General features: G+C 63.4%; 13 protein-coding genes. 3 read left to right on the top strand and 10 right to left on the bottom strand.

Annotation, left to right across the window (positions count from 1 at the left end):
- The first annotated feature begins 214 nt into the window (after window positions 1-214).
- Window positions 215-709 carry a hypothetical protein gene (locus ACO07J_RS02850; RefSeq protein ID WP_422026112.1) on the top strand — a complete coding sequence of 165 codons (495 nt, stop codon included), beginning with the start codon at window positions 215-217 and terminating at the stop codon, window positions 707-709.
- Window positions 710-728: 19 nt separating this feature from the next.
- Here the strand turns inward: ACO07J_RS02850 and ACO07J_RS02845 are convergent, their stop codons facing one another.
- Together ACO07J_RS02845 and ACO07J_RS02840 are read right to left on the bottom strand one after the other, a co-directional pair.
- The gene (locus tag ACO07J_RS02845) at window positions 729-1514 is read right to left on the bottom strand and encodes a tetratricopeptide repeat protein (protein WP_422026110.1); all 786 of its coding nucleotides are present in this window, start codon (window positions 1512-1514) and stop codon (window positions 729-731) included.
- A gap of 53 nt (window positions 1515-1567) precedes the next feature.
- Window positions 1568-2836 (bottom strand): BamA/TamA family outer membrane protein, encoded by a 1269-nt coding sequence (locus ACO07J_RS02840; protein ID WP_422026108.1) that lies wholly within the window; start codon window positions 2834-2836, stop codon window positions 1568-1570.
- A gap of 591 nt (window positions 2837-3427) precedes the next feature.
- On the opposite strand from ACO07J_RS02840, the gene ACO07J_RS02835 reads away from it, so the two are divergent.
- Entirely contained in the window at window positions 3428-5050 is a 1623-nt protein-coding gene (locus tag ACO07J_RS02835) for a pilus assembly protein TadG-related protein (RefSeq protein WP_422026106.1), read from the top strand.
- Between the two features lie 10 nt (window positions 5051-5060).
- On the opposite strand, the gene ACO07J_RS02830 is transcribed toward ACO07J_RS02835, so the two are convergent.
- The 8 genes from ACO07J_RS02830 to ACO07J_RS02795 form a co-directional block, all read right to left on the bottom strand.
- Window positions 5061-5522, bottom strand: coding sequence for a TadE/TadG family type IV pilus assembly protein (locus ACO07J_RS02830; protein ID WP_422026104.1), 462 nt, complete (start codon window positions 5520-5522; stop codon window positions 5061-5063).
- Window positions 5523-5524: 2 nt separating this feature from the next.
- Window positions 5525-6067: a hypothetical protein gene (locus ACO07J_RS02825; protein ID WP_422026102.1), complete on the bottom strand. Its 543-nt coding sequence runs from the start codon at window positions 6065-6067 to the stop codon at window positions 5525-5527.
- A complete protein-coding gene (locus ACO07J_RS02820) occupies window positions 6064-7362 on the bottom strand; it encodes a type II and III secretion system protein family protein (RefSeq protein ID WP_422026100.1) in 1299 nt (432 codons plus the stop codon). Before ACO07J_RS02820 ends, ACO07J_RS02825 begins: the two co-directional genes overlap by 4 nt.
- Before the next feature lie 152 nt (window positions 7363-7514).
- Window positions 7515-8690 carry an HlyD family efflux transporter periplasmic adaptor subunit gene (locus ACO07J_RS02815; protein WP_422026098.1) on the bottom strand — a complete coding sequence of 392 codons (1176 nt, stop codon included), beginning with the start codon at window positions 8688-8690 and terminating at the stop codon, window positions 7515-7517.
- Window positions 8687-10819 carry a type I secretion system permease/ATPase gene (locus ACO07J_RS02810; RefSeq protein WP_422026096.1) on the bottom strand — a complete coding sequence of 711 codons (2133 nt, stop codon included), beginning with the start codon at window positions 10817-10819 and terminating at the stop codon, window positions 8687-8689. The genes ACO07J_RS02815 and ACO07J_RS02810 overlap by 4 nt, the downstream gene beginning before the upstream one ends.
- Before the next feature lie 80 nt (window positions 10820-10899).
- The gene (locus ACO07J_RS02805) at window positions 10900-12168 is read right to left on the bottom strand and encodes a TolC family protein (protein ID WP_422026094.1); all 1269 of its coding nucleotides are present in this window, start codon (window positions 12166-12168) and stop codon (window positions 10900-10902) included.
- Window positions 12169-12411: 243 nt separating this feature from the next.
- Window positions 12412-13503 carry a hypothetical protein gene (locus tag ACO07J_RS02800; protein WP_422026092.1) on the bottom strand — a complete coding sequence of 364 codons (1092 nt, stop codon included), beginning with the start codon at window positions 13501-13503 and terminating at the stop codon, window positions 12412-12414.
- 305 nt (window positions 13504-13808) lie between these two features.
- Window positions 13809-16574 (bottom strand): hypothetical protein, encoded by a 2766-nt coding sequence (locus ACO07J_RS02795; RefSeq protein ID WP_422026090.1) that lies wholly within the window; start codon window positions 16572-16574, stop codon window positions 13809-13811.
- A gap of 555 nt (window positions 16575-17129) precedes the next feature.
- On the opposite strand from ACO07J_RS02795, the gene ACO07J_RS02790 reads away from it, so the two are divergent.
- Window positions 17130-18638, top strand: coding sequence for an ATP-binding protein (locus ACO07J_RS02790; protein WP_422026088.1), 1509 nt, complete (start codon window positions 17130-17132; stop codon window positions 18636-18638).
- Window positions 18639-18737: the final 99 nt, after the last annotated feature.

The following is an 18737-nucleotide window of genomic DNA, read 5'->3' as shown; positions in this document are numbered from 1 at the left end:
TCTTCCGGCCCTGTCATCATTGGCCAATGCGCGGCGCCCGCGGGAGCCGGGGCCATCGCCGCCAATGGCCTGCACACCCAGGGAAGTCGCGGCATGCCCGGCAGCCCGACGCCGCACCGCCCCCGTCACGTGGCGCATCATTCGCTTAAAGTGTTTTCATTACAATCATATTACCGTAAGTTACATACTTAAGATATTATTGGAAAAGCACATCATGGGCCGCAATATCAGCCATCTGGATTTTCGCCGGTCGCCCATATCGGGTGACGTGCGCGAATCCGACGTCGACGCCGCGTTCCGGCGTGTTTCGCGCCAGCTGTACGAAACGCCTGCTCCGATAGGGGAGGACGCGGCGGAAAGGCCGGAAGCGAATTACGTCGGTATCGTCCAGTGTTCCTCGACCTCGGTGAAATCCTGGCCCGACTACCTGCTGGCGACCTGCGGCGTTTCCTTCGTGACGATGGTTGCGATTCACCAGTTCCTGGATCGCCCCCTGTCGCTGTGCCTGCTGTTGATCAGCGTCGGGGGGTTCCTGATTGCCGCGGCGGCCAAGTCGTCGATCAAGAGGACGCGAATCCTGTACCGGTCCCATGAAGAATGGTTCGATTCGTGGCAGCACGGCGTCACGGCAGACATCATCACCGGGATCGGGATTGCGATGGCCACGTTCGGGCTGGGGTTGACCTGCCTGACACTTCTCAGCCCCTGAGGCCCGGTGCGGCGCCCCGTCAGTTGAAGATCAGATAACCGATCGGCTTGCCGCTTTTGAAGCGCCGCCGCATGTCCGCATACTCGGCGAGAAGGCTTTCGATCTCGCTGCTGCTCATGGTCCCTTCCAGCACCGCGCGCGCCTCTCGCTCGCGGCCGTCGAGCGCATAGGCGATGGCCATGTTGCCCCGTGCCGCTTCGCCGTTCTCCGGATCCCGTACCAGCTCCTGCAGGATCTTGAGCCCGGCGGCAACCTGCCCCGACAGCGCGAGGCTGAGCGCGTAATTGTTCAGGAGGATGAAGTTCGTCGGGTAGTGCTGCAGCGCACGCTGATAGACGACCTGGGCTTCGGCGTGCCGCGAGAGGAAATCCAGAGAAACGGCCTTGCCGGTCAGCGCCGAAAGGTTCTTGCGGTCGCGGGAGAGCGCCTGGTCGTAGAGCTCGATGGCCTCGGCCGGGCGAAGTTTCTGGAGCTTGAGTTCCGCCTGTGCATTGAGGATTTCCGGGTTCCGGCGATCCAGGACCCGGGCCCGTTGAAGGGCGAAATCGGCCCGCGAGTACTGTCCCATCGCGATATAGGCGCGGCCCAGCCCGAGATAGGCCGAGGCGGAGCCCGGCGTTTCCTCGACGGCGCGCTCATAGAGCCGCGCGGCCTCGGCATAGGAGCCGCCGGCAAGGGCCGCTTCGGCCACGGCTTCGGTTTCGGAGATCCGGGACTGCGAAGGTCCGACGCCAAGGTTCAACCCGCCCTGATTGTCCGCGCATCCCGATGCGAGAACGATCATCGCAGTGATCTTGCCGATCATTCGCAGTCTTGTCATGGTCTTGTTGTCCCCGATCATGCGCCAGATGCCGTGCCCTAAAATCGTGTCGAAATCGAAATGCCGAAATTCTGTTCCTTGTCGCCCGGCTCTTTGGAAATCGGCTCGGCAATGTAGAGGGAGACCGGTACGCGGCCGATATCCAGGGTGAGACTGAGGCCAACCGCGGACCGCCATTTGAAACTGTCGTCGATTGTACCGCCCAGCGTGTTTGACAGACCCCACGCCGAACCGACATCGACAAAGCCGCCGATCTGCGCCGTGGTCCCGAACAGATCGCCGATGTCCTTTTTCAGCTCGGCACTCAGCACCACGAAGGATTCGCCGCCGAGGTTGTCGGCGCCGCTTCGCGCGCCCACGCCACGGGGGGCGAAACCGCGGAATTCGCTTCCGCCGATCAGGAACCGGTCGGTGATACGCGGCGCCTCTCCCTTCAGAGAGGCCGCGTGGCCGCCCTTGGCACTGAAGGTGAGGCCAAGATCGTCCGGCACAAGCGCAAAGGTCTTTTCAGCCTGCAGGAGGGTCTGGCTCACGATGTCGCCGCTTCCCAATCCGAAGAAGTACTGCTTTGCCGCAAAGCTCCAGTCATCGGCGTCGTAGTCATAGCTCAAGCGCAGGTATGCCGCGCGCCGCGAGCCTGCCTCGGCAATGATGTGGGGGCTGGAAAGAACGCTGACGTCCCTTATGACGTCGCTGCGATACCCGAGGCCGATCTCGACGCGGCTTCGGTCGTCGAACTGACGCGCGATGAAGGGTTCTATGGTCGCCCGGCGATGCGTAAAGCTCTGGTCGTCGAAATTCGACTCGCTGACATGCAGGTCCAGGCCGGCGTCCCAGCCTCCGGCAAAGGCGTCCTTTCGGTACAGGTTGGCTTCCATGCCGTAATGCTCGTCGGAGAATGTCAGTTCCAGCGCGCCGAACGTGCTGGGGAACAGATTGTAACGTTCGAAATAGACCGTACCGATCGGCCCGGCCTCGCTGTCGTATTTCAAGCCGACTTCGACGCGCCCGGGGCGCGTGTTCAATTCCTCGACCACGACGTGCATCGTGTCGCCCTTGGGCGTAAAGGCCACATTCTTGAACTGTCCCGTCGACATCAGGCAATCCCGCATGGCGGCAACTGTCGGACCGGTAAAGGACTGTTCCGTCGTAATGCCGCAGACGGACAGGATGTCGTCGCCGCGCAGGAACTGGTTCCCCTGAACCTCGACACGAGAATAATACTGCGCCGAACCGACCATGGGGTTCACCATGCTGAAGGCGGCCACCGCACCAGCGCAAACCCAGGACTTCTTCTTTAGCGGCATTCCAGACCTATCCCCCCAAGATGACATCACTTCCGCGCCCCGCCTGCCCCGCCGACACGACAGCGGGACGCCGAGACCGGCTTCACTTTTCGACACACACTCAGAGGCAGCAAACCCCGATACACTCATACCCCGGCGCAGCACCGGTGCTCATTCCCGCCATGGACGGCTGCGCGTATCGGTCCCACGACACGGCACCCATCGTTCCAACTTCGTTCCGAATCGCCACAGCGCAATTGAATGAAGGCACTCTATCTCATGCATGGACCACACTTTTGGATCAACCGATTCCCGGAGAAAAAACTTTGGCAGTAGTTCAAATTACCAAAAGTTGTGCCATACCCCGCTGGCCGACATACAATAGCCCATAGTATGCCAACAAATTGCTTCGATAAGTTATAGAATGTCAGCACCCGGCCAGCGGGAATGGCCGGGTTGCCATGTCAATTGATCAAGGGCCGGGCGATGCGCTCATCTTTCAGTAAGTTTCGCCGTTCGTTGCGCCCTTGCCCGCGCAGCCGTGGCAGACACCACCCTCCCGGCCCCCTCCTCGAGGCGCTGTGCCGCTTTGCCCGACGGGACGCTGGCACGATGTCCGTGCTGATCCTCATTCTCTTTCCGGCCTTTGTCCTTCTCGGCGGATTGGCCGTGGACGTGACGCAGTTGAACGCCCAGAAATCCTATGTCCAGGGCCAGGCCGATCTGGCGGCGCAAAGTGCGGCCGCCCACCTGCACGACCTCGACGAGGCCCGCGGTATCGCCCGCGCCGTGATGGCAGGCAACAAACAGTACGGGGAAGTCACGCTGGCCGACAGCGATATCGTCTTCGGCCGTTTCGAAGCCGAGAGCGGTTTCGTCGCATCCGCCGACCAGGACGATGCGACCGGGGTCAACGCGGTGGAAGTGACCGTGAAGACACCGTGGCGCACCTTGCTCTGGGCCCCGATCATCTCGGAAGAAAACTATGTCGTCTCGCGCAATGCCGTTGCCGTCGGCGGCCCGCCGATCGTTACGTTCACGCTCAGGAACCGGTTGCTCAGTCTCGATACGAGGGACTCCGCCCTGCTCGACCCGCTGCTGGATTCCCTTCTGGGGTCGGATGCGCTGGGGCTCGACCTGTCTGTTCTGAGCTACGAGGATCTTTTGGACACAAATGTCGCGATCGCGGATCTTCTCGAACTCGTGTCGCTCGATACCGCGCTCGACGTGGTGACCTTCGAGGAGTTGCTCAATCTGACGCTTGCGCCGGGCGATCTTGTCGGGATGCTGATCGACCAGGGGGCGCTGGACCCCGGCGTGCTGAACGGGCCGGGCCTTGCCGGCGGGACGCTCGCGCTGGAGGACATCCTTTCGGTTCAACCGGATCTGACGCAGTTGCGGATCGGGAACGTCCTGCCGAACCTCACGGTCAATGCGGTGGACCTGCTGATGGTGACGGCCGGGCTGGCCGGGTTCAGCCCGACGGAACGGCTTGAAGTCGATGCAGGGCTCGACCTGTCGCCGCTTTCGAATGTCGAGCTGGAAACCGGCCTGATCCGCGCGCCGTCCACCTTCGTCACGCAGTTCGAGGAAGACAACCTTTTCACCGCCGAGATATCCCAGGCGGATATCGATCTTCGTGCCGACGTGGCATCGCTGCTGGATTTGTCCCTGAGCCTGAGCGCGGCGACAGCCGCGGCCACGCTCACGGACCTGAACTGCGACGCCACCGATCCGAGCGATATCGTCGCGTCGTTCTCGGTGGTCACGGCGCCGGCCGCGCTTGGCATCGAGCTTGCACTGCTGTCCCCGATCGACGGCAACGACGCCGCCCAGTCGCCGACGCCGATCAACATTGCCGGGCATACCCAGACCATCGACATTCGCCTGGACCAGATCGGAGAGCCGGTACCTGTGCCCGGGGTCATCTCGCTGGCGAGCCTCTCCAGCTCGCTTTCCAGCGTGCTGAGCGACCTCGAATCCGACCTGGAGAGCCAGCGCCAGTCGACGCAGAACAGCTGCGGTATCCTGGGCTGTATCCTGGGAAGCCTGCTGGGACAGATCGTCAGCCTGCTCAACAGCGTGATCACGCAGGTTGGCAGCCTGCTGGCCACGCCCGTGCTCGACGGTATTGCAGAGGCCCTGCTTGACCTTCTCGGCATCGACACCGCCCGCGCCGAGATCATTCTGGACGACTATTATTGCGCCGGGTCGGCGTCCACGCTGGTTAACTGAGGCCGACGGTTCACAGGTAGACGACGGCGCTTCTTTCGATCTGCACGAAATCCAGGCCGACGAGGCTGCTCAGGCTGTTCAGCGTGCTGCCGGCCAGGTTGTAGACCAGCGTGATCGTGACACTCCCGTCCGCCGCCGGCTGGTCGGTACAGCTTGCCGGAAAGGTCAGGTTGTCGATGCTGAGAAACGCGGTCTGGTCGATCACCGCCTGCACCATGTTGGAGCTGAGGAGGCTGGCACAGACATCGACGTTCTCCTCTCCCGAATTCAGAAGCGGAAGCGTCGCGCGGGCCAGTGTCTGGGCCGCCTGCTGAACGTCGCTGGCGGTGCCCAGGTAGAGGCTGACGACGAAAATGAAGACGACGAAAAGCAACAGGGCCGGTAGCAGGATCATGAACTCGACCGAGACGGCGCCGTCCTCTTCGCCGAGAAGGCGGGACAGCGGGCCCGGTCGGGCTGATCCTGGCGTCATCGTCAATTCGAGGACCTCGTGTAGCCGCCCGTTGCCGTCTGGGGCGGAAGGAACGTATCGCTGGGGTTGGCGATCATGGCGGCAAGGTTGCTTGCGTTCGTGCAACCGTCAGGCACCACGCCCCGCTCGCAATCAGCTTCGACGGAGACGGTGCGGACGACGCGGATGATCCCCTCGCTATCCGACTTGCAGTTGTCGCGGAAATCGTTTGCCCCGATGAAGCGTTTCTGCGCCGGCACCGAGAACAGCAGTGAGGTCATGGTTCTGCGGCGCTGAACATCGCGGGTGGTGTTGCGGCCCTTGGGCAATGTCACGATAAGCACGTCCTGTGGCGTCAGCCAGAGGTCGTGCAGAAAGCGGCGGATGCGCTCTGCCTCGCCGGGCGCGAGATTTCCCGAACAGTCGTTGAACCTGTAAGGCTCGACCGCCTCGACCAGGTTCGGTTTGAGACGGCTTACAACGCTGGTGGGCGCTTCCTGTACCTCGCAGGCTCCGAGCGCGAAGGGCGCGAGCACGCAGAGCAGTCTGATCCAGCTTGTCTTCATTGCAACCGAAAGCCCCCGTTGTTGGTCCGGACCCTCGACTTGCCCGACTGGCTGGGCTTGAGAGGCCGTGTGAAATGCCCCACGCCCCACTGCTCGACCCCGTTCACGGTATTGACCTGGTCCGTCGGAAGGTTGAGTTCCCGCGGGCTCGTGGGTTCTACCAGGTAGGGCGTCACGATGATCACGAGTTCGGTTTCGCCGCGAGAGTATTCCGACGAGCGGAACAGCGCCCCGATGATCGGGAGGTTGACCAATCCGGGGATTCCGCCGAGTTTCTGCCGCGTGCCGCTCTGGAACATCCCGGCAATCGCAAAGCTTTGACCGGAGCCGATCTCGACCGTGGTCGACGCGCTTCGTTCGGTCAGGGCGGGGCCGATGTCGGAGTTCGTCACCTGCGAGGTATCCACTTCCCTGACGCTGGTGTTCAGCTCGATCTCGATGCGGCCCTTGGGCCGCACGACCGGCGTGAAATCCAGTTCGACACCGAAGGGTTGCAGTTCAATCCGGGTATCTTCCGCGCTGTCGCCGACACGGTAGGGAATCTGACCGCCGGCCAGAAAGTTCGCAGTTTCCCCCGAACGCGCTGTCAGGTTCGGCTCGGACAGAATGCTGACCAGCCCCCGCTGAGACAGCGCGTCCAGCATGAGGTTCATGTTCGTTCCAGATGGAGTCACCGACACGCTGAAGCCGTTGTCGATGTCGCTGACGGGCGATGAAAAACTGCCCCTTGGGCCGGAGGCGTTGATGCCAAACCCGAGGCTGTCGCCGACCGACCGCGAAACCTCGGCAATCTTCACCTGAAGGTTCACCTGCGCCGATTGCTCGAGCTCCAGCCGGTTGACGATCACGGCATTCGGTCCAGTGAGCGCTGCCAGAACGTCTTCGGCGGTGGCGATATCATCGGGCGAGGGCACCACGCCGCGAAGGAAGATCGCGCCGTCGATCGAGGACACGGCCACCCTGCCCCCGCTTACCGACCGCGTGACCGCGCGTGTCAGCCGATCGGCATCGACATCCACCGACACGGTCGTGCGCAAGATCGGCTCGTCATTCTGACCCAGGACGAAAAGCGTGCTTTCACCGACCGCCTTGCCCACGAGGTATATGTAGCTTGCCGATTGCAGGTCGATTTCCGCAACGCTGGGGTTGGACAGGAAGATGGCGTTGGCCGGCTCCGTCAAGCGCAGGAACTTGGCCTCGTTGATGTTGATCGAAATCTGTCTGTTGTCGACCGTCAGGATTTCCTGCGCCGCGGCGCTTCGCGGCGGGAAAAGGGCAACGATCGCGCAGAGCATGACGAACAGACCGGCGACCGGCAGGGGGTTCGAAAGACCGAATTTGGCAATTGACCCTGTCACATGCCCTGTCGCGGTTGGTCGTCTCATCTCGTTATCCATTTCGGTTCGCGAACATCGTTCCAATGCCCGGTGATTTCACGTCTTGGTTGCTAGCGCAGCTGTGCCCGCAGCAGTGGTCGCAACAGGTAACTCAGTACTGACCGTCGTCCGGTTTCGATGTCGACATCGGCGACCATGCCCGGCCGGATCGGATATTGTTCGGAGCCCGCCTCGAGATAGTTTTTCTCTGTCGTCACCATGACCCGGTAGTAATCCTTCTTGCCGCTTGGGGTATCCTCCTCGACGGTGTCCTCGCTGATTTGCGTGACCATCCCGCGAAGGTCGCCGTAGACGGCAAAGTCGTAGGCGGTGATCTTGACACTGGCGCTCATGCCCGGCGTGACGAAGGCCACGTCGCGCGGAAGAACCTTGGTCTCGATCAGCAGCTGGTCGTCGATGGGCGTCACCTCCATGATGGTTTCGCCCGGCTGGACCACCCCGCCGATCGTGGTGATATTGACGTCGTTGACCCGCCCCGACACGCGTGCCCGGATGCTTGTCCGCTCGAGCTGATCCTCGCGCTGCACCAGCACCTGTTGCAACGAGACCAGTCGCGCGCGCTTGTCCACCAGGTCATCGTAGGCGTCCTGAACATACGTGTTCCGCAGTTCGGTGATGCGGCCGGTCAATGCCGCGGCCTGCTGTTGCAGCCTGTACAGTTCGACCTTGCTGACCGAGCCGGATTCGACCAGGGGGGCCGTGACTTCGATCTGGCTGTCGAGGATCGACTTCTCCTCGTTCAGGGCGGCTATCGACTCCTCGAGCTTGGTGCGGCGGGCCTGGAAAAGCCGGGCTTCGTCGCGCTGAGCGCCGTCGTCGGCCCCGGAGCCGAACTCGATGGCGTCCTTCTCGAGCACCTCGGCTTCCAGCCGGGCGATCTCGGCCTGGAGCGTCGCGATCTCGGCTTCGGTTTCGCGGTAGGCCGACAGGAACTTGGTACCGTCGATCTTCGCAAGGACATCGCCTTCGGAGACGATGTCGCCCTCGTTGACCAGGAGTTCCGAAAGGATCCCGCCTTCCAGGCTTTGAATGACCTGCATCCGGCGGATCGGAATGACCTCGCCCGAGCCTCGCGTGATCTCGTTGATCTTGGCGAGGGCGGCCCAGAGGACGGCAATGGCCAGGGCGGCGCAAATGGTCCAGACCGTGTAACGGGCGGTGCGCAGTGTCTGGCGGCGATAGTTGCCGTCGAGATCTGCGAGGAGACGATCACTGGCGCTGTTCATTTGACTGCCTTGATCTTGTTCTCTTCTGCCGAGCGTCTTGCCAGCATCAGGATGTTGTCGAGAGAGTCGTCGTGGAGGATTTCACCCTCGTTCAGCACGACGGCCCGTGGCGTCAGGGTCAGCAGCTCCCTCTTGTGGGTCGAGATGATCGCGGTGCGCCCCTTCAGCCATTTTGACATGAAGCGGATCACGCGCTGTTCGTTGACGCTGTCGAAGGCAGACGTGGGTTCGTCCAGGATGACGACGCTGGGGTCCTGCAGGATGATGCGGGCCAGCCCGATCGCCTGTTTCTGGCCGCCCGAGACGTTGCCGGAGCCGAGGATCATCAGGTCGAGGCCGCGGACATGCTTGCGCACGTATGGCCCCAGTCCGACCGCATCGAGGGCGGAAAGCATTTCGTCGTCGGAGTGCAGGCCGTGGTCGAGGCAGAGGTTGTCACGCAGCGTGCCCTGGAACAGGGCGACGTTCTGCGGCAGGTAGCCGATCTGGCGCCGCCGGTCGATCGGGTCGATCTGCGGCATCGACAGCCCGTCCACCCGCACCGATCCCAGGTAGGGATCGACGAGCCCTGCCATGAGCCGCAGAAGTGTCGACTTGCCGGCGCCGTTACTGCCCAACAGCGCGACCTTCTCGCCCGCTTCGATCTTGAGCGAGCGCACCGACAGGGCGTCGCCCTGCTCGCTTCCGTGGCTGAACTTCACGTCCTCCAGAACATACGCGCCTTTCAGGTTGTTGGCCCGGGCGTAGGTCTGGCTTTCGTCGCGCTCGATCGGCAGCTTGATGATTTCGTCAAGCGATTCCATGGAGCTGCGGACGTATTGCCACTTGGCGAGAAGGCCACTGATCTGGGTGATGGGGGCAAGGGTCCGGCCCGTCAGAATGGAACAGGCGATCAGGCCACCAACCGTGAGATTGCCGGCGCTGATCAGGTAGACGCCGGTCACGATGACGAAGATATAGGCCAGTTGCTGTGCCGTGGTGGCGCCCTGGTTGAGCATCATCGTCACCTGGCGGGTTCGCACCGACGAGGCCGCGAGTGCGGCCGTAAGCTGGGTATGGGCCTTTTCCATGCGCGTTTCGGCGCGGGCGGCCTTTACGGTTTCGAGGCTTGAGACGGCTTCGAGCAGCAGGCCGTTCAGCGCCGCGCCCTCGCGGGTATTCTGCCGGGCCATCTTGGCAAGGTACTTCTGAAGGGCGAGGCCGGGCACGACGATCGCCACGGCCCCGGCCAGCACGACCAGCCCGATCGGCCCGCCGATATAGGTGAGCACCCCGAGGAAGACGATTGCGAACGGCAGGTCGCACAACATTCCGACGGTCGACGACGTGAAGAATTCCCGCACGGAGGAGAATTCGCGGACCTGGCTGGCAAACGCGCCGATGGATTGCGGTTGGTGTTCCAGCCGCAGGTTCGCCACGCGGTGGAAGAGTTCCTTCGAAAGCCGCAGGTCCAGGTCTCGCCCGGAGATATCGACCAGCCGCCCGCGCATCACCCTGAGACAGAACTCGAGCGCGACGGCCAGAACGACGCCGCTGGCAAGGATCCAGAGAGTGTCGAAAGCCTGGTTGGGCACCACGCGGTCATAGACCTGCATGGCGAAGATGGCGGTCACCACCGCCAGAAGGTTGGCCGTGAAGGAGGCCAGCAGCACGTCCTTGTAGATCGGCCAGTTGTCGAGAACCGAACCGAGGATCCAGTGCCGGCTGTCCCGCTTGAGCAGGTCGCCGACTCGGGCGCTGACCACGTCGATCGGCTTGGCCACCACGACGCGACCGAGGTAGCGCGCCTCGATATCGGCCCGCTGCACTTCTTTCCGGCCGCCGCCGGTTTCCGGCAAGATGACCGTGACGTAGTCCTTGCTCACGCTTTCGAGAACGAGGGTCTTGTCCTTCTCGAGCAACAGGAGCACGGGAAAGGCGTAATCGGCCAGGTCGTCCAGACCGGTTTCGATGACCCGGCCGGCCAGGTTGACCCGCCGCAAGGCCTGCGCGACCGAGCGGAGCGGAAGTTTCCCGTCATCCAGCGGGATACCATCGGTCAGCTTGGATGCCGTTGCGTCACCATCATATGCCCGGCAAAGCGCGATCAGGCCGGTGACAAGACTGTCTTCTTCGACTTGGATAGCCATAGTTCACTCTCCTCGCCCCCCGGCAGCAGATTGATCTGCAAAAAATCTTGACTGAAGCGCGCCGGCTTCCCGGATACGTCCTACTCTCTCTTTCTGAACAGCAGGGAGCCGAGGAGCCCAAGTGCTTCGGCGGCCTCGTATTCCTTGCGGTTGAGTTCGTCTTCGACGTCGATCTGTTCCATTTGCGTCTCGTACAGGTCCCGACCGGTGGTCAGGAGGTCGATCAGATCCCGCTGGCCTGCCCGGAACTGGCCCTCGTAGGCCTCCAGCACGACACGCGCGTCGCTGACCTGGGCGCCGAGCGACTGCCTCGTCTGCGCCAGGGCCTGAAGGCGCTGGCGGTAATTGCGCATCTCGTTCTGCAAGTCGCGCTCGACCGCAGTTCGCAATTGCTGGGCGGCACGGAGGGATTGCTCGGCGGCGGTCACCTCTCGTCCGCGGAAACTGCTGGAGTTCAGATCGACCCCCGCCGTGATACCCACGGAGCTCGAGCGACCGCGCCCCCCTGTCAGGTCCTGGCGCAGCTCGGCCTGAAGCCGGATGGTCGGCTTGCGCGCAGCCCTCGCGGCCTTGACCCCGGCCTCGGCGATGGCAACGTCGGCGGTGGCGGAAATATAGTCGGGCGCACCGACGACCGCAGCAATCACGTTCCGGCTCGAGCTCAGCTGCGACAGGAAGGACAAGCGCGGCGGCGGCGCGACCTGCCCTGCCGACTGACCCAGCAGGAATTCCAGTTCCGCCCGCGCGATCTCGCGGTCGATCTCGTGCTGGTACAGCTGTTCTTCCGCGCGCGCGATCTCGAGCCGGGCCCTTGCGACTTCGGAGGCATTGGCCAGCCCGGCCTGCACCCGCGCGCGGGAATACCCGTCGAGTCGTTTGGCAAACGCCACATACTCGCGCGTGCGGGCAATCCGGCGGCGCGCCGCGTCGATCTCGAAATAGAGCTCGGACATTCTCAGCGTGAAGGATTCGACTTCCGACTTCAGGTCGGCCACCACCTTCACACGTACCGCCTCGGCCTCGGCGATCCGGCTTTTCGACAATCCCCAGTCCGCCAGAAGCTGGCTGATCGTCACGTTCACGCCGAGGTTGTCGCCGTCAAGCCCGGTATCGCCAGCCACGCTGAGCTGCGGGCGGCGGGCATCCTTGCTGATTTCGACATTCGAGGTTTCGCGGGCGACCTGCTGGCGAAGCGCGGCAATGGAGGGATCCCGCTTGCTACCGATCATGACGGCCTGCGACAGGGTTTGCGCCACCGACGTCGTTGCCAGGCAGGCGATGAACAGCACAGTCCCCAGGCACACGGTGATGCGTGTTCGATCGAACCAGTTGCCAGTACCTTGTATCATTCACACTTGCTTTGCCATTCCGAGACGTCTTGTCCACCAGCGGGCGTCTGTTTCTCACTTTGCGCCGGGTCCACGACCGTTCCCTTTCGAAACCTGGCCCCTTCACCCACCACTGGACTTGTTGCGCGTACACCTTTCATCCCACCCCGAGCATCGGTTTGCGAAGAACGGTCAGGGTTTCGGCCGAGCTCCGGCAACGGGTTCCAGATCCGGTCAGGTCGTCGGGCCTGGCATCTCCCGGGCTCATTCCGAGCCCCAGGAACCAAGGATGTCCAATCCGCTGAGAATGGCCATCGGATCATCCATCTCCGTCGAGACCGCCGTTCCCATGCTGCCACCGAGAAGCCCGGCAAGATCCACCTCCGAACCGGAGCCGATCTCGGACGGTCCTTCGGCCTGGGCAAATGTCAGGTCGAGCTCTCCATCCTCTTCCGCATCCGCGGCAAACAGGCCGCCCAGCAATTCGCCAAGGTAATCCGACGATCCCGAAACCTCGGCTGCACTTTCCGTTTCCTGTGCCGTGTGCTCTTCGACCGGCGCTTCGTCACCTTCATTGGCCGCTTCATTGGCCTCGCCCGTTCCGGCCCCGGCGCCAAGCAACTCGGAAAACGGCGATGCACCGGATTCCGTATCCGCCGTTTCTTCGGGCTCGCCGGTCGTGTCGGGCTCGTCCTCGGCCTCCTCGGCCTTCTTTGCCGCCGCTGCCGCACGCGCAGCCGCCGCCGCGCGGGCCGCAGCAGCGGAATCGTCGGAATCGCTCCATTCGCCGAAGGCGAGCGTACCACCTGCGACCGTGGCGGCGCCAAGCACCAGCCGGTCGGTCGAGATCCCCATGAATCCGTTGTCCGTCCCGGTTGACGACGCGCCCGACGCGCTTTCACCCTCGGTGTCGGCAACCTCAAAGCCGTTTTCCTCGGTCCAGCCGATTTCCACGACATCCACGGGAGCCACGTCCAGATCGGTGTCGCCCTCGGCGATCACCGTTTCGGTCGGCTGCTGGGGCGGTTGTTCCTCTTCGAACGAGGATGGCGTATCTGTCGAAAACGCGATCGGCTCCGGGGCGACGAGACCGGTGATCTCTTCCGCACGAGAGGCGCCGACCAGCAGACGGCTGTAGCTGCCGTCCGGGCCGATAACGAAGAAGTTCTTGATCACCACGTCGGTGCCGTCGAGCAGCGTGATGTTCAGGTCAGGACCAATCTTCTCGTAGAACGCGATACCGGGGCTTGCACTGCCGAAATACACATCCGCCGGTTGAGAGAGGGGCAGTTCGGTTCCGACAAACCGCTCAGGCGCGCCGCTTTGACCCGGAGAAGACTTGAATATTTCAATCACTTTCCATCCCCCGATGGTATACGCCCCCAATCACCTTGATCCGGTTGCCAATTCTCCCTGCCAGGTGACGCTCGGCAGGTGCTCGAGGGCGCAGAAACCCGGAGCAATCAACGGAATCACTACCGCATAGGTGTCTTAGTTCATTCCTATGCCAGCCTTTCGATGTCAACTGACAACACGAAGTAACAATGCCATCGAAACGTTTGGGTTGGCCGGCCCTCGGTATGCATATTCCGCCCAACTGGGCGGAATTAACCAATAAAGATGCCAGGCCGGGGGTAACCCCGGCCTGGCCATTTTTATTGTCAGCCGAGCAGGCCACCGTCGCCGCCGGTCAGGCCGCCCAGGAGACCGTCGTCGTCGGCCAGGCCGCCGAGCAGACCGCCGTCGCCGCCGAGCAGACCGCCGACGATGCCATCCTCACCGAGAACCGGGTCGAGCAGGTCGCCCTCACCGCCGAGCAGGCCGCCGACGATACCGTCCTCACCGAGGACCGGATCGAGCAGGTCGCCCTCGCCGCCGGTCAGGCCTCCGATGATGCCATCCTCACCGAGAACCGGATCGAGCAGGTCACCGTCACCGCCCAGCAGGCCGCCGACGATACCGTCCTCACCGAGGACCGGGTCGAGCAAGTCGCCCTCGCCGCCGGTCAGGCCGCCGATGATGCCGTCCTCACCCAGAACCGGGTCGAGCAGGTCACCATCGCCGCCCAGCAGGCCGCCGACGATGCCATCCTCACCGAGAACCGGGTCGAGCAGGTCGCCCTCACCGCCGGTCAGGCCGCCGATGATGCCGTCCTCACCGAGGACCGGATCGAGCAGGTCGCCCTCACCGCCGGTCAGGCCGCCGATGATGCCGTCCTCGCCGAGAACCGGATCGAGCAGGCCGCCTTCACCGCCGGTGAGGCCGCCCAGCAGGCCGTCCTCGCCGGTCACGCCGTCGAGCAGGCCGCCCTCGCCTCCGAGAAGACCGCCGAGCAGGCCATCTTCGCCGAAGAGCGGGTCGAGCAGGCCGCCGTCGCCGCCCAGCAGGCCGCCGAGAAGACCGTCCTCGCCCAGCAGGCTGGCCAGCAGGCCGTCGTCGCCCAGCAGCCCGTCGAGCAGGCCGGCATCCTCGCCCAGCAGGTCACCGAGCAGGCCGTCTTCGCCGCCCAGCAGACCGCCCAGCAGGCCGTCGTCGCCCAGGATGCCGTCCAGCAGGCCGCTCAGCAGGCCGCCATCGGCACCGCCGCCGCCGTCCTGGGTGCCGCCGTAGAGGCCGCCCAGCACATCCTGCACCAGCGCGTTTACGCCGCCCAGCACGTCACCGGAACTCAGACCGGTCACGGCCCCGTCGAGGCCCTGGGCCACGGCGTCGAGCAGCTCGATCACCCCGTCCAGCGCGCCGTCGACCAGCGTGTTCTCGGCCAGCAGCGCCTCCTCGAGCGAGGCAAGCAGCGTCTCCAGCGCGGTCTCGACATCGAGATCGTCGAGCGCCGCGAGGCTTGCCGCCACACCTTCGGCCAGGGCTGCCCCCGCCTGGGTGGTGCCGGCATCGGTCTCGCCCAGGGCGCCGCCGTCGGACACGCCGTCGCCGACGAGCAGCCCTTCGATGAGCGATCCGAGCAGATCGCCGGCTCCGGCCAGCGGGGTGCCGTTCTCGAGACCGTCCATCAGACCCTGCATGCCGTCTTCAAGGCTGTTCACGAGGATCTCGGTGCCCTCGCCCAGGCCGGTGACGATGCTTTCATCCCCGGTCAGGGCCTCGATCACCGTGGTCAGGACCGTATCGATGGCCGCCGCGACGTCCTGGTTTTCCAGGTCGGCGATCGCCTGATCGATGCCCTCGCCCAGGGTGCCGGTGGTGCCACCGAGCCCGTCAATGGCCTCGCCGAGCACGCTGGCATTGTCCGTGGGATCGGTCGGGTCCGTCGGATCGGTCGGGTCCGTCGGGTCCGTGGGATCGGTCGGGTCCGTAGGATCGGTCGGATCAGTCGGGTCCGTAGGATCGGTCGGATCGGTCGGGTCCGTGGGATCGGTCGGATCAGTCGGGTCCGTGGGATCGGTCGGGTCCGTGGGATCGGTCGGATCGGTCGGGTCCGTCGGGTCCGTAGGATCGGTCGGATCGGTCGGGTCCGTAGGATCAGTCGGATCGGTCGGGTCCGTAGGATCAGTCGGATCGGTCGGGTCCGTGGGATCAGTCGGATCGGTCGGGTCCGTGGGATCAGTCGGATCGGTCGGGTCCGTGGGATCAGTCGGATCGGTCGGGTCCGTCGGGTCCGTAGGATCGGTCGGATCGGTCGGGTCCGTGGGATCAGTCGGATCGGTCGGGTCCGTGGGATCGGTCGGATCGGTCGGGTCCGTGGGATCGGTCGGGTCCGTCGGGTCCGTGGGATCGGTCGGATCGGTCGGGTCCGTGGGATCGGTCGGATCGGTCGGGTCCGTGGGATCGGTCGGGTCCGTGGGATCGGTCGGATCAGTCGGGTCCGTGGGATCGGTCGGGTCCGTGGGATCGGTCGGATCGGTCGGGTCCGTAGGATCGGTCGGGTCCGTGGGATCGGTCGGATCGGTCGGGTCCGTAGGATCGGTCGGATCAGTCGGGTCCGTGGGATCGGTCGGGTCCGTCGGGTCCGTAGGATCAGTCGGATCGGTCGGGTCCGTGGGATCGGTCGGATCGGTCGGGTCGGTCGGATCGGTCGGCAGTGTCGGGAAGGGGAAGCCGGAGCCGCCGCTGCTGCTGCCGCCGCCACCGGACAGGAGCAGGCCACCGCCAAGCAGGGCCGCGGCCCCCGCGATGAGAGCCTCTTCCTCGCCGCCCAGAACGGCGCCGACGCCCGAGTCACCTTCCTCGGACGCCACCGTCCCTTCGCCCGACGTGGAATCGCCGAAGCTGTACGGCCCGTCAATCAGGGTGACCGTACTCATCTTGCCGTCCGCGCCCTTGACGAAGAAGTCGCGGATGACGACCTCGTCGCCATCGACTTTCTTCACGATCAGGTCGTCACCAACGCGTACGAACCTTGCAACCTCTTCCCTGGTCAGGCTGAGGTTAAATTCCTTTGGCCGTTCGGCCGTCAACACAAGTCTAGCCATCTCTCTTGATACCTCGTCTATATTTGTTCCCTAACGGCAGGACATCGGGCCAGGCATTGCCGGCCGATCCGGCCAAGTGATTTGTTGGTCCTTCAGGCTTTCACCTCGCGTCGCCCCCTCACGTTCCGCCAGCCACCCGCCGACAGCCCAGTATTCAGTCGCCAAAGATACTTTGGTGATGAATTACAATCTTAAGTATGTATTGCCGACTTTTGGCTATGCATGTCAACGAAACAGCGTCGTCTGCCGGGCGGTTTCCGCGACAAACCTCACAAGTGATTGATTTTGCACCAACATTAATGCAACTAACGGAAGCTCACTCTGGGGAAGCCAGGCAACATTTCGCGCCAAAATGGACAACTGGTTACAATTCGAAAACTATCGAAGGAAATTAAGCTTCCATTAACCTTTTAAGTGTCGTTGATAGGTGCCCGAGAAACGAATCTGTGCGACTGTGCGCGTGACATGCGTGCGAACACACCACGCATGCAGATTCCCCTTGTCCGGCCAAAGTGACATCGAGGAAACCTGAACACGGCACAGGAACCGGTTTAAATGATGGAAAATCAGGGGAATGGCTCGGGTTCTGCCGAGAAGGCGCACAGGCAGGCCGTCAGCGCCCACGACATTCGAAACGAGCTCCAGACCATACTATCGACCGTCGACCTGTTCGCCGAAGGTGCCGGCGACGGCGCCTCGGCCCGGCAATCTGCCGTAAACATCCGGAAAGCCGCGGAAAGGGCCCTCGACCTGGTCAACGGTATCCTCACATCCGCCCGCGCCGAGCATGATCAATCCAGACAGGACAATTCGGCCTTTCATCTGGGCGCCCGCGCGACCGAGATCGTCGAGCGCATGCAAGCCCTGGCCGTCAAGAAGGGGAACGAGCTCACGATCGTTGCCAATACTTTCGATAGTCCGGTGTCCAGCGATCCCCGGCTCGTCGATACGGTCATTCTCAACCTGCTCAGCAATGCGAACAAGTTCACCCACAGGGGACGCATCTGCCTGACGATCGACCAGCATGTCGCCCCCGATGGTCGGGATTGCCAGGTGACGTTATCCGTCGAGGATACCGGAGAGGGAATTGCGGAAGAAAAGCTGCAACGCCTTTTCCTGCCCTACGAGACTGGTTCGGCCAGGGATGGCGATGCGTCCGGATTTGGCATCGGAACATACGCGGTGGCAGAAGCCGTCAAGGCGATGGGCGGAGACATCAAGGTCGACAGCAAGCCCGGCATCGGCTCGCGCTTCACGGCGACCTTTTCCCTGCCCCTTGCGCAGGAATCCGCCGGCATGGCCACGGAAGAGCCCACCGACCAGGGCCGGGACCGCGCCACCCGGACGGCAAGATTGCTGGTGGTGGACGACAACGAGGTCAACCTCGACCTGTTTGTGAAGGCGCTGTCTTCGGAAGCGGAAACCGTAACGCCGGCGAAAAGCGGCGACGCTGCGCTGGAGTGCCTGAGGTCGGCGACTGCCGGCTATGACCTTGTCCTGACGGACCTGAACATGCCCGGCACCGATGGCGTTGCCCTTGCCATTGACCTGATCCGCTCGAAGATCTCGTCGCCCCCGCGGATCGCGGCCCTGACCGCCGAAGCCGACGATAGCTGCCTCGAGACCTGCAAGGCGCTCGGCATGGTGGCGGTCATTCGGAAACCCGTGAGCCCGCAGGACCTTCGCAAACGTATCGGGAGCATTATCGGTGCCGCCCATGGCACGCGTACCGCGATGCCGGAAGAGGTACTCGACGCGAGCGTGACAAGCGAACTCGGCGAGGAGCTGGGGCAGGAGGTGGCAAAAACGATGATGCGGCGCGCGCTTGACGAGGCGTCTCGCGTGCATGCGAGCCTGGCGCAAGCCAAGGGCGTGTTTCAAGACAGGAACCTGATACATTCGGCCATCGGATCGGCCGGGATGACTGGCCTTGCGCGACTGGATCACGCTCTCAGGATCGTGCAGGCCGTGTCGAAGTTCCGCCCGGCGGGCACCGCCGCGTTTTCCGCGGCCCTCGGCCTGCTGGGCGACACGATCGCCGAAACGGATGGGGCACTGGATTAATGCCCGACACTCGGTACAATGCCCCGAATTCAGGTAGGGAGGATATGTGCCAGGTGAAGACCATTTCTGCGGAACTTTGCCAAGAAAAATTGATTATTG

It is taken from the genome of Roseovarius sp. (genome assembly GCF_965228755.1).
GTDB lineage: Bacteria > Pseudomonadota > Alphaproteobacteria > Rhodobacterales > Rhodobacteraceae > Roseovarius.
Note: the sequence above shows the minus strand (reverse complement) of the source record. Positions and strands in the feature narration are given on the sequence as shown.

Bases quoted from the DNA above. Each gene is read 5' to 3' on its own strand.
- ACO07J_RS02850 (WP_422026112.1), top strand. From the start codon at position 215: ATGGGCCGCAATATCAGCCATCTGGATTTTCGCCGGTCGCCCATATCG.
- ACO07J_RS02845 (WP_422026110.1), bottom strand. From the start codon at position 1,514: ATGATCGGCAAGATCACTGCGATGATCGTTCTCGCATCGGGATGCGCG.
- ACO07J_RS02840 (WP_422026108.1), bottom strand. From the start codon at position 2,836: ATGCCGCTAAAGAAGAAGTCCTGGGTTTGCGCTGGTGCGGTGGCCGCC.
- ACO07J_RS02835 (WP_422026106.1), top strand. From the start codon at position 3,428: ATGTCCGTGCTGATCCTCATTCTCTTTCCGGCCTTTGTCCTTCTCGGC.
- ACO07J_RS02830 (WP_422026104.1), bottom strand. From the start codon at position 5,522: ATGACGCCAGGATCAGCCCGACCGGGCCCGCTGTCCCGCCTTCTCGGC.
- ACO07J_RS02825 (WP_422026102.1), bottom strand. From the start codon at position 6,067: ATGAAGACAAGCTGGATCAGACTGCTCTGCGTGCTCGCGCCCTTCGCG.
- ACO07J_RS02820 (WP_422026100.1), bottom strand. From the start codon at position 7,362: ATGCTCTGCGCGATCGTTGCCCTTTTCCCGCCGCGAAGCGCCGCGGCG.
- ACO07J_RS02815 (WP_422026098.1), bottom strand. From the start codon at position 8,690: ATGAACAGCGCCAGTGATCGTCTCCTCGCAGATCTCGACGGCAACTAT.
- ACO07J_RS02810 (WP_422026096.1), bottom strand. From the start codon at position 10,819: ATGGCTATCCAAGTCGAAGAAGACAGTCTTGTCACCGGCCTGATCGCG.
- ACO07J_RS02805 (WP_422026094.1), bottom strand. From the start codon at position 12,168: ATGATACAAGGTACTGGCAACTGGTTCGATCGAACACGCATCACCGTG.
- ACO07J_RS02795 (WP_422026090.1), bottom strand. From the start codon at position 16,574: ATGGCTAGACTTGTGTTGACGGCCGAACGGCCAAAGGAATTTAACCTC.
- ACO07J_RS02790 (WP_422026088.1), top strand. From the start codon at position 17,130: ATGATGGAAAATCAGGGGAATGGCTCGGGTTCTGCCGAGAAGGCGCAC.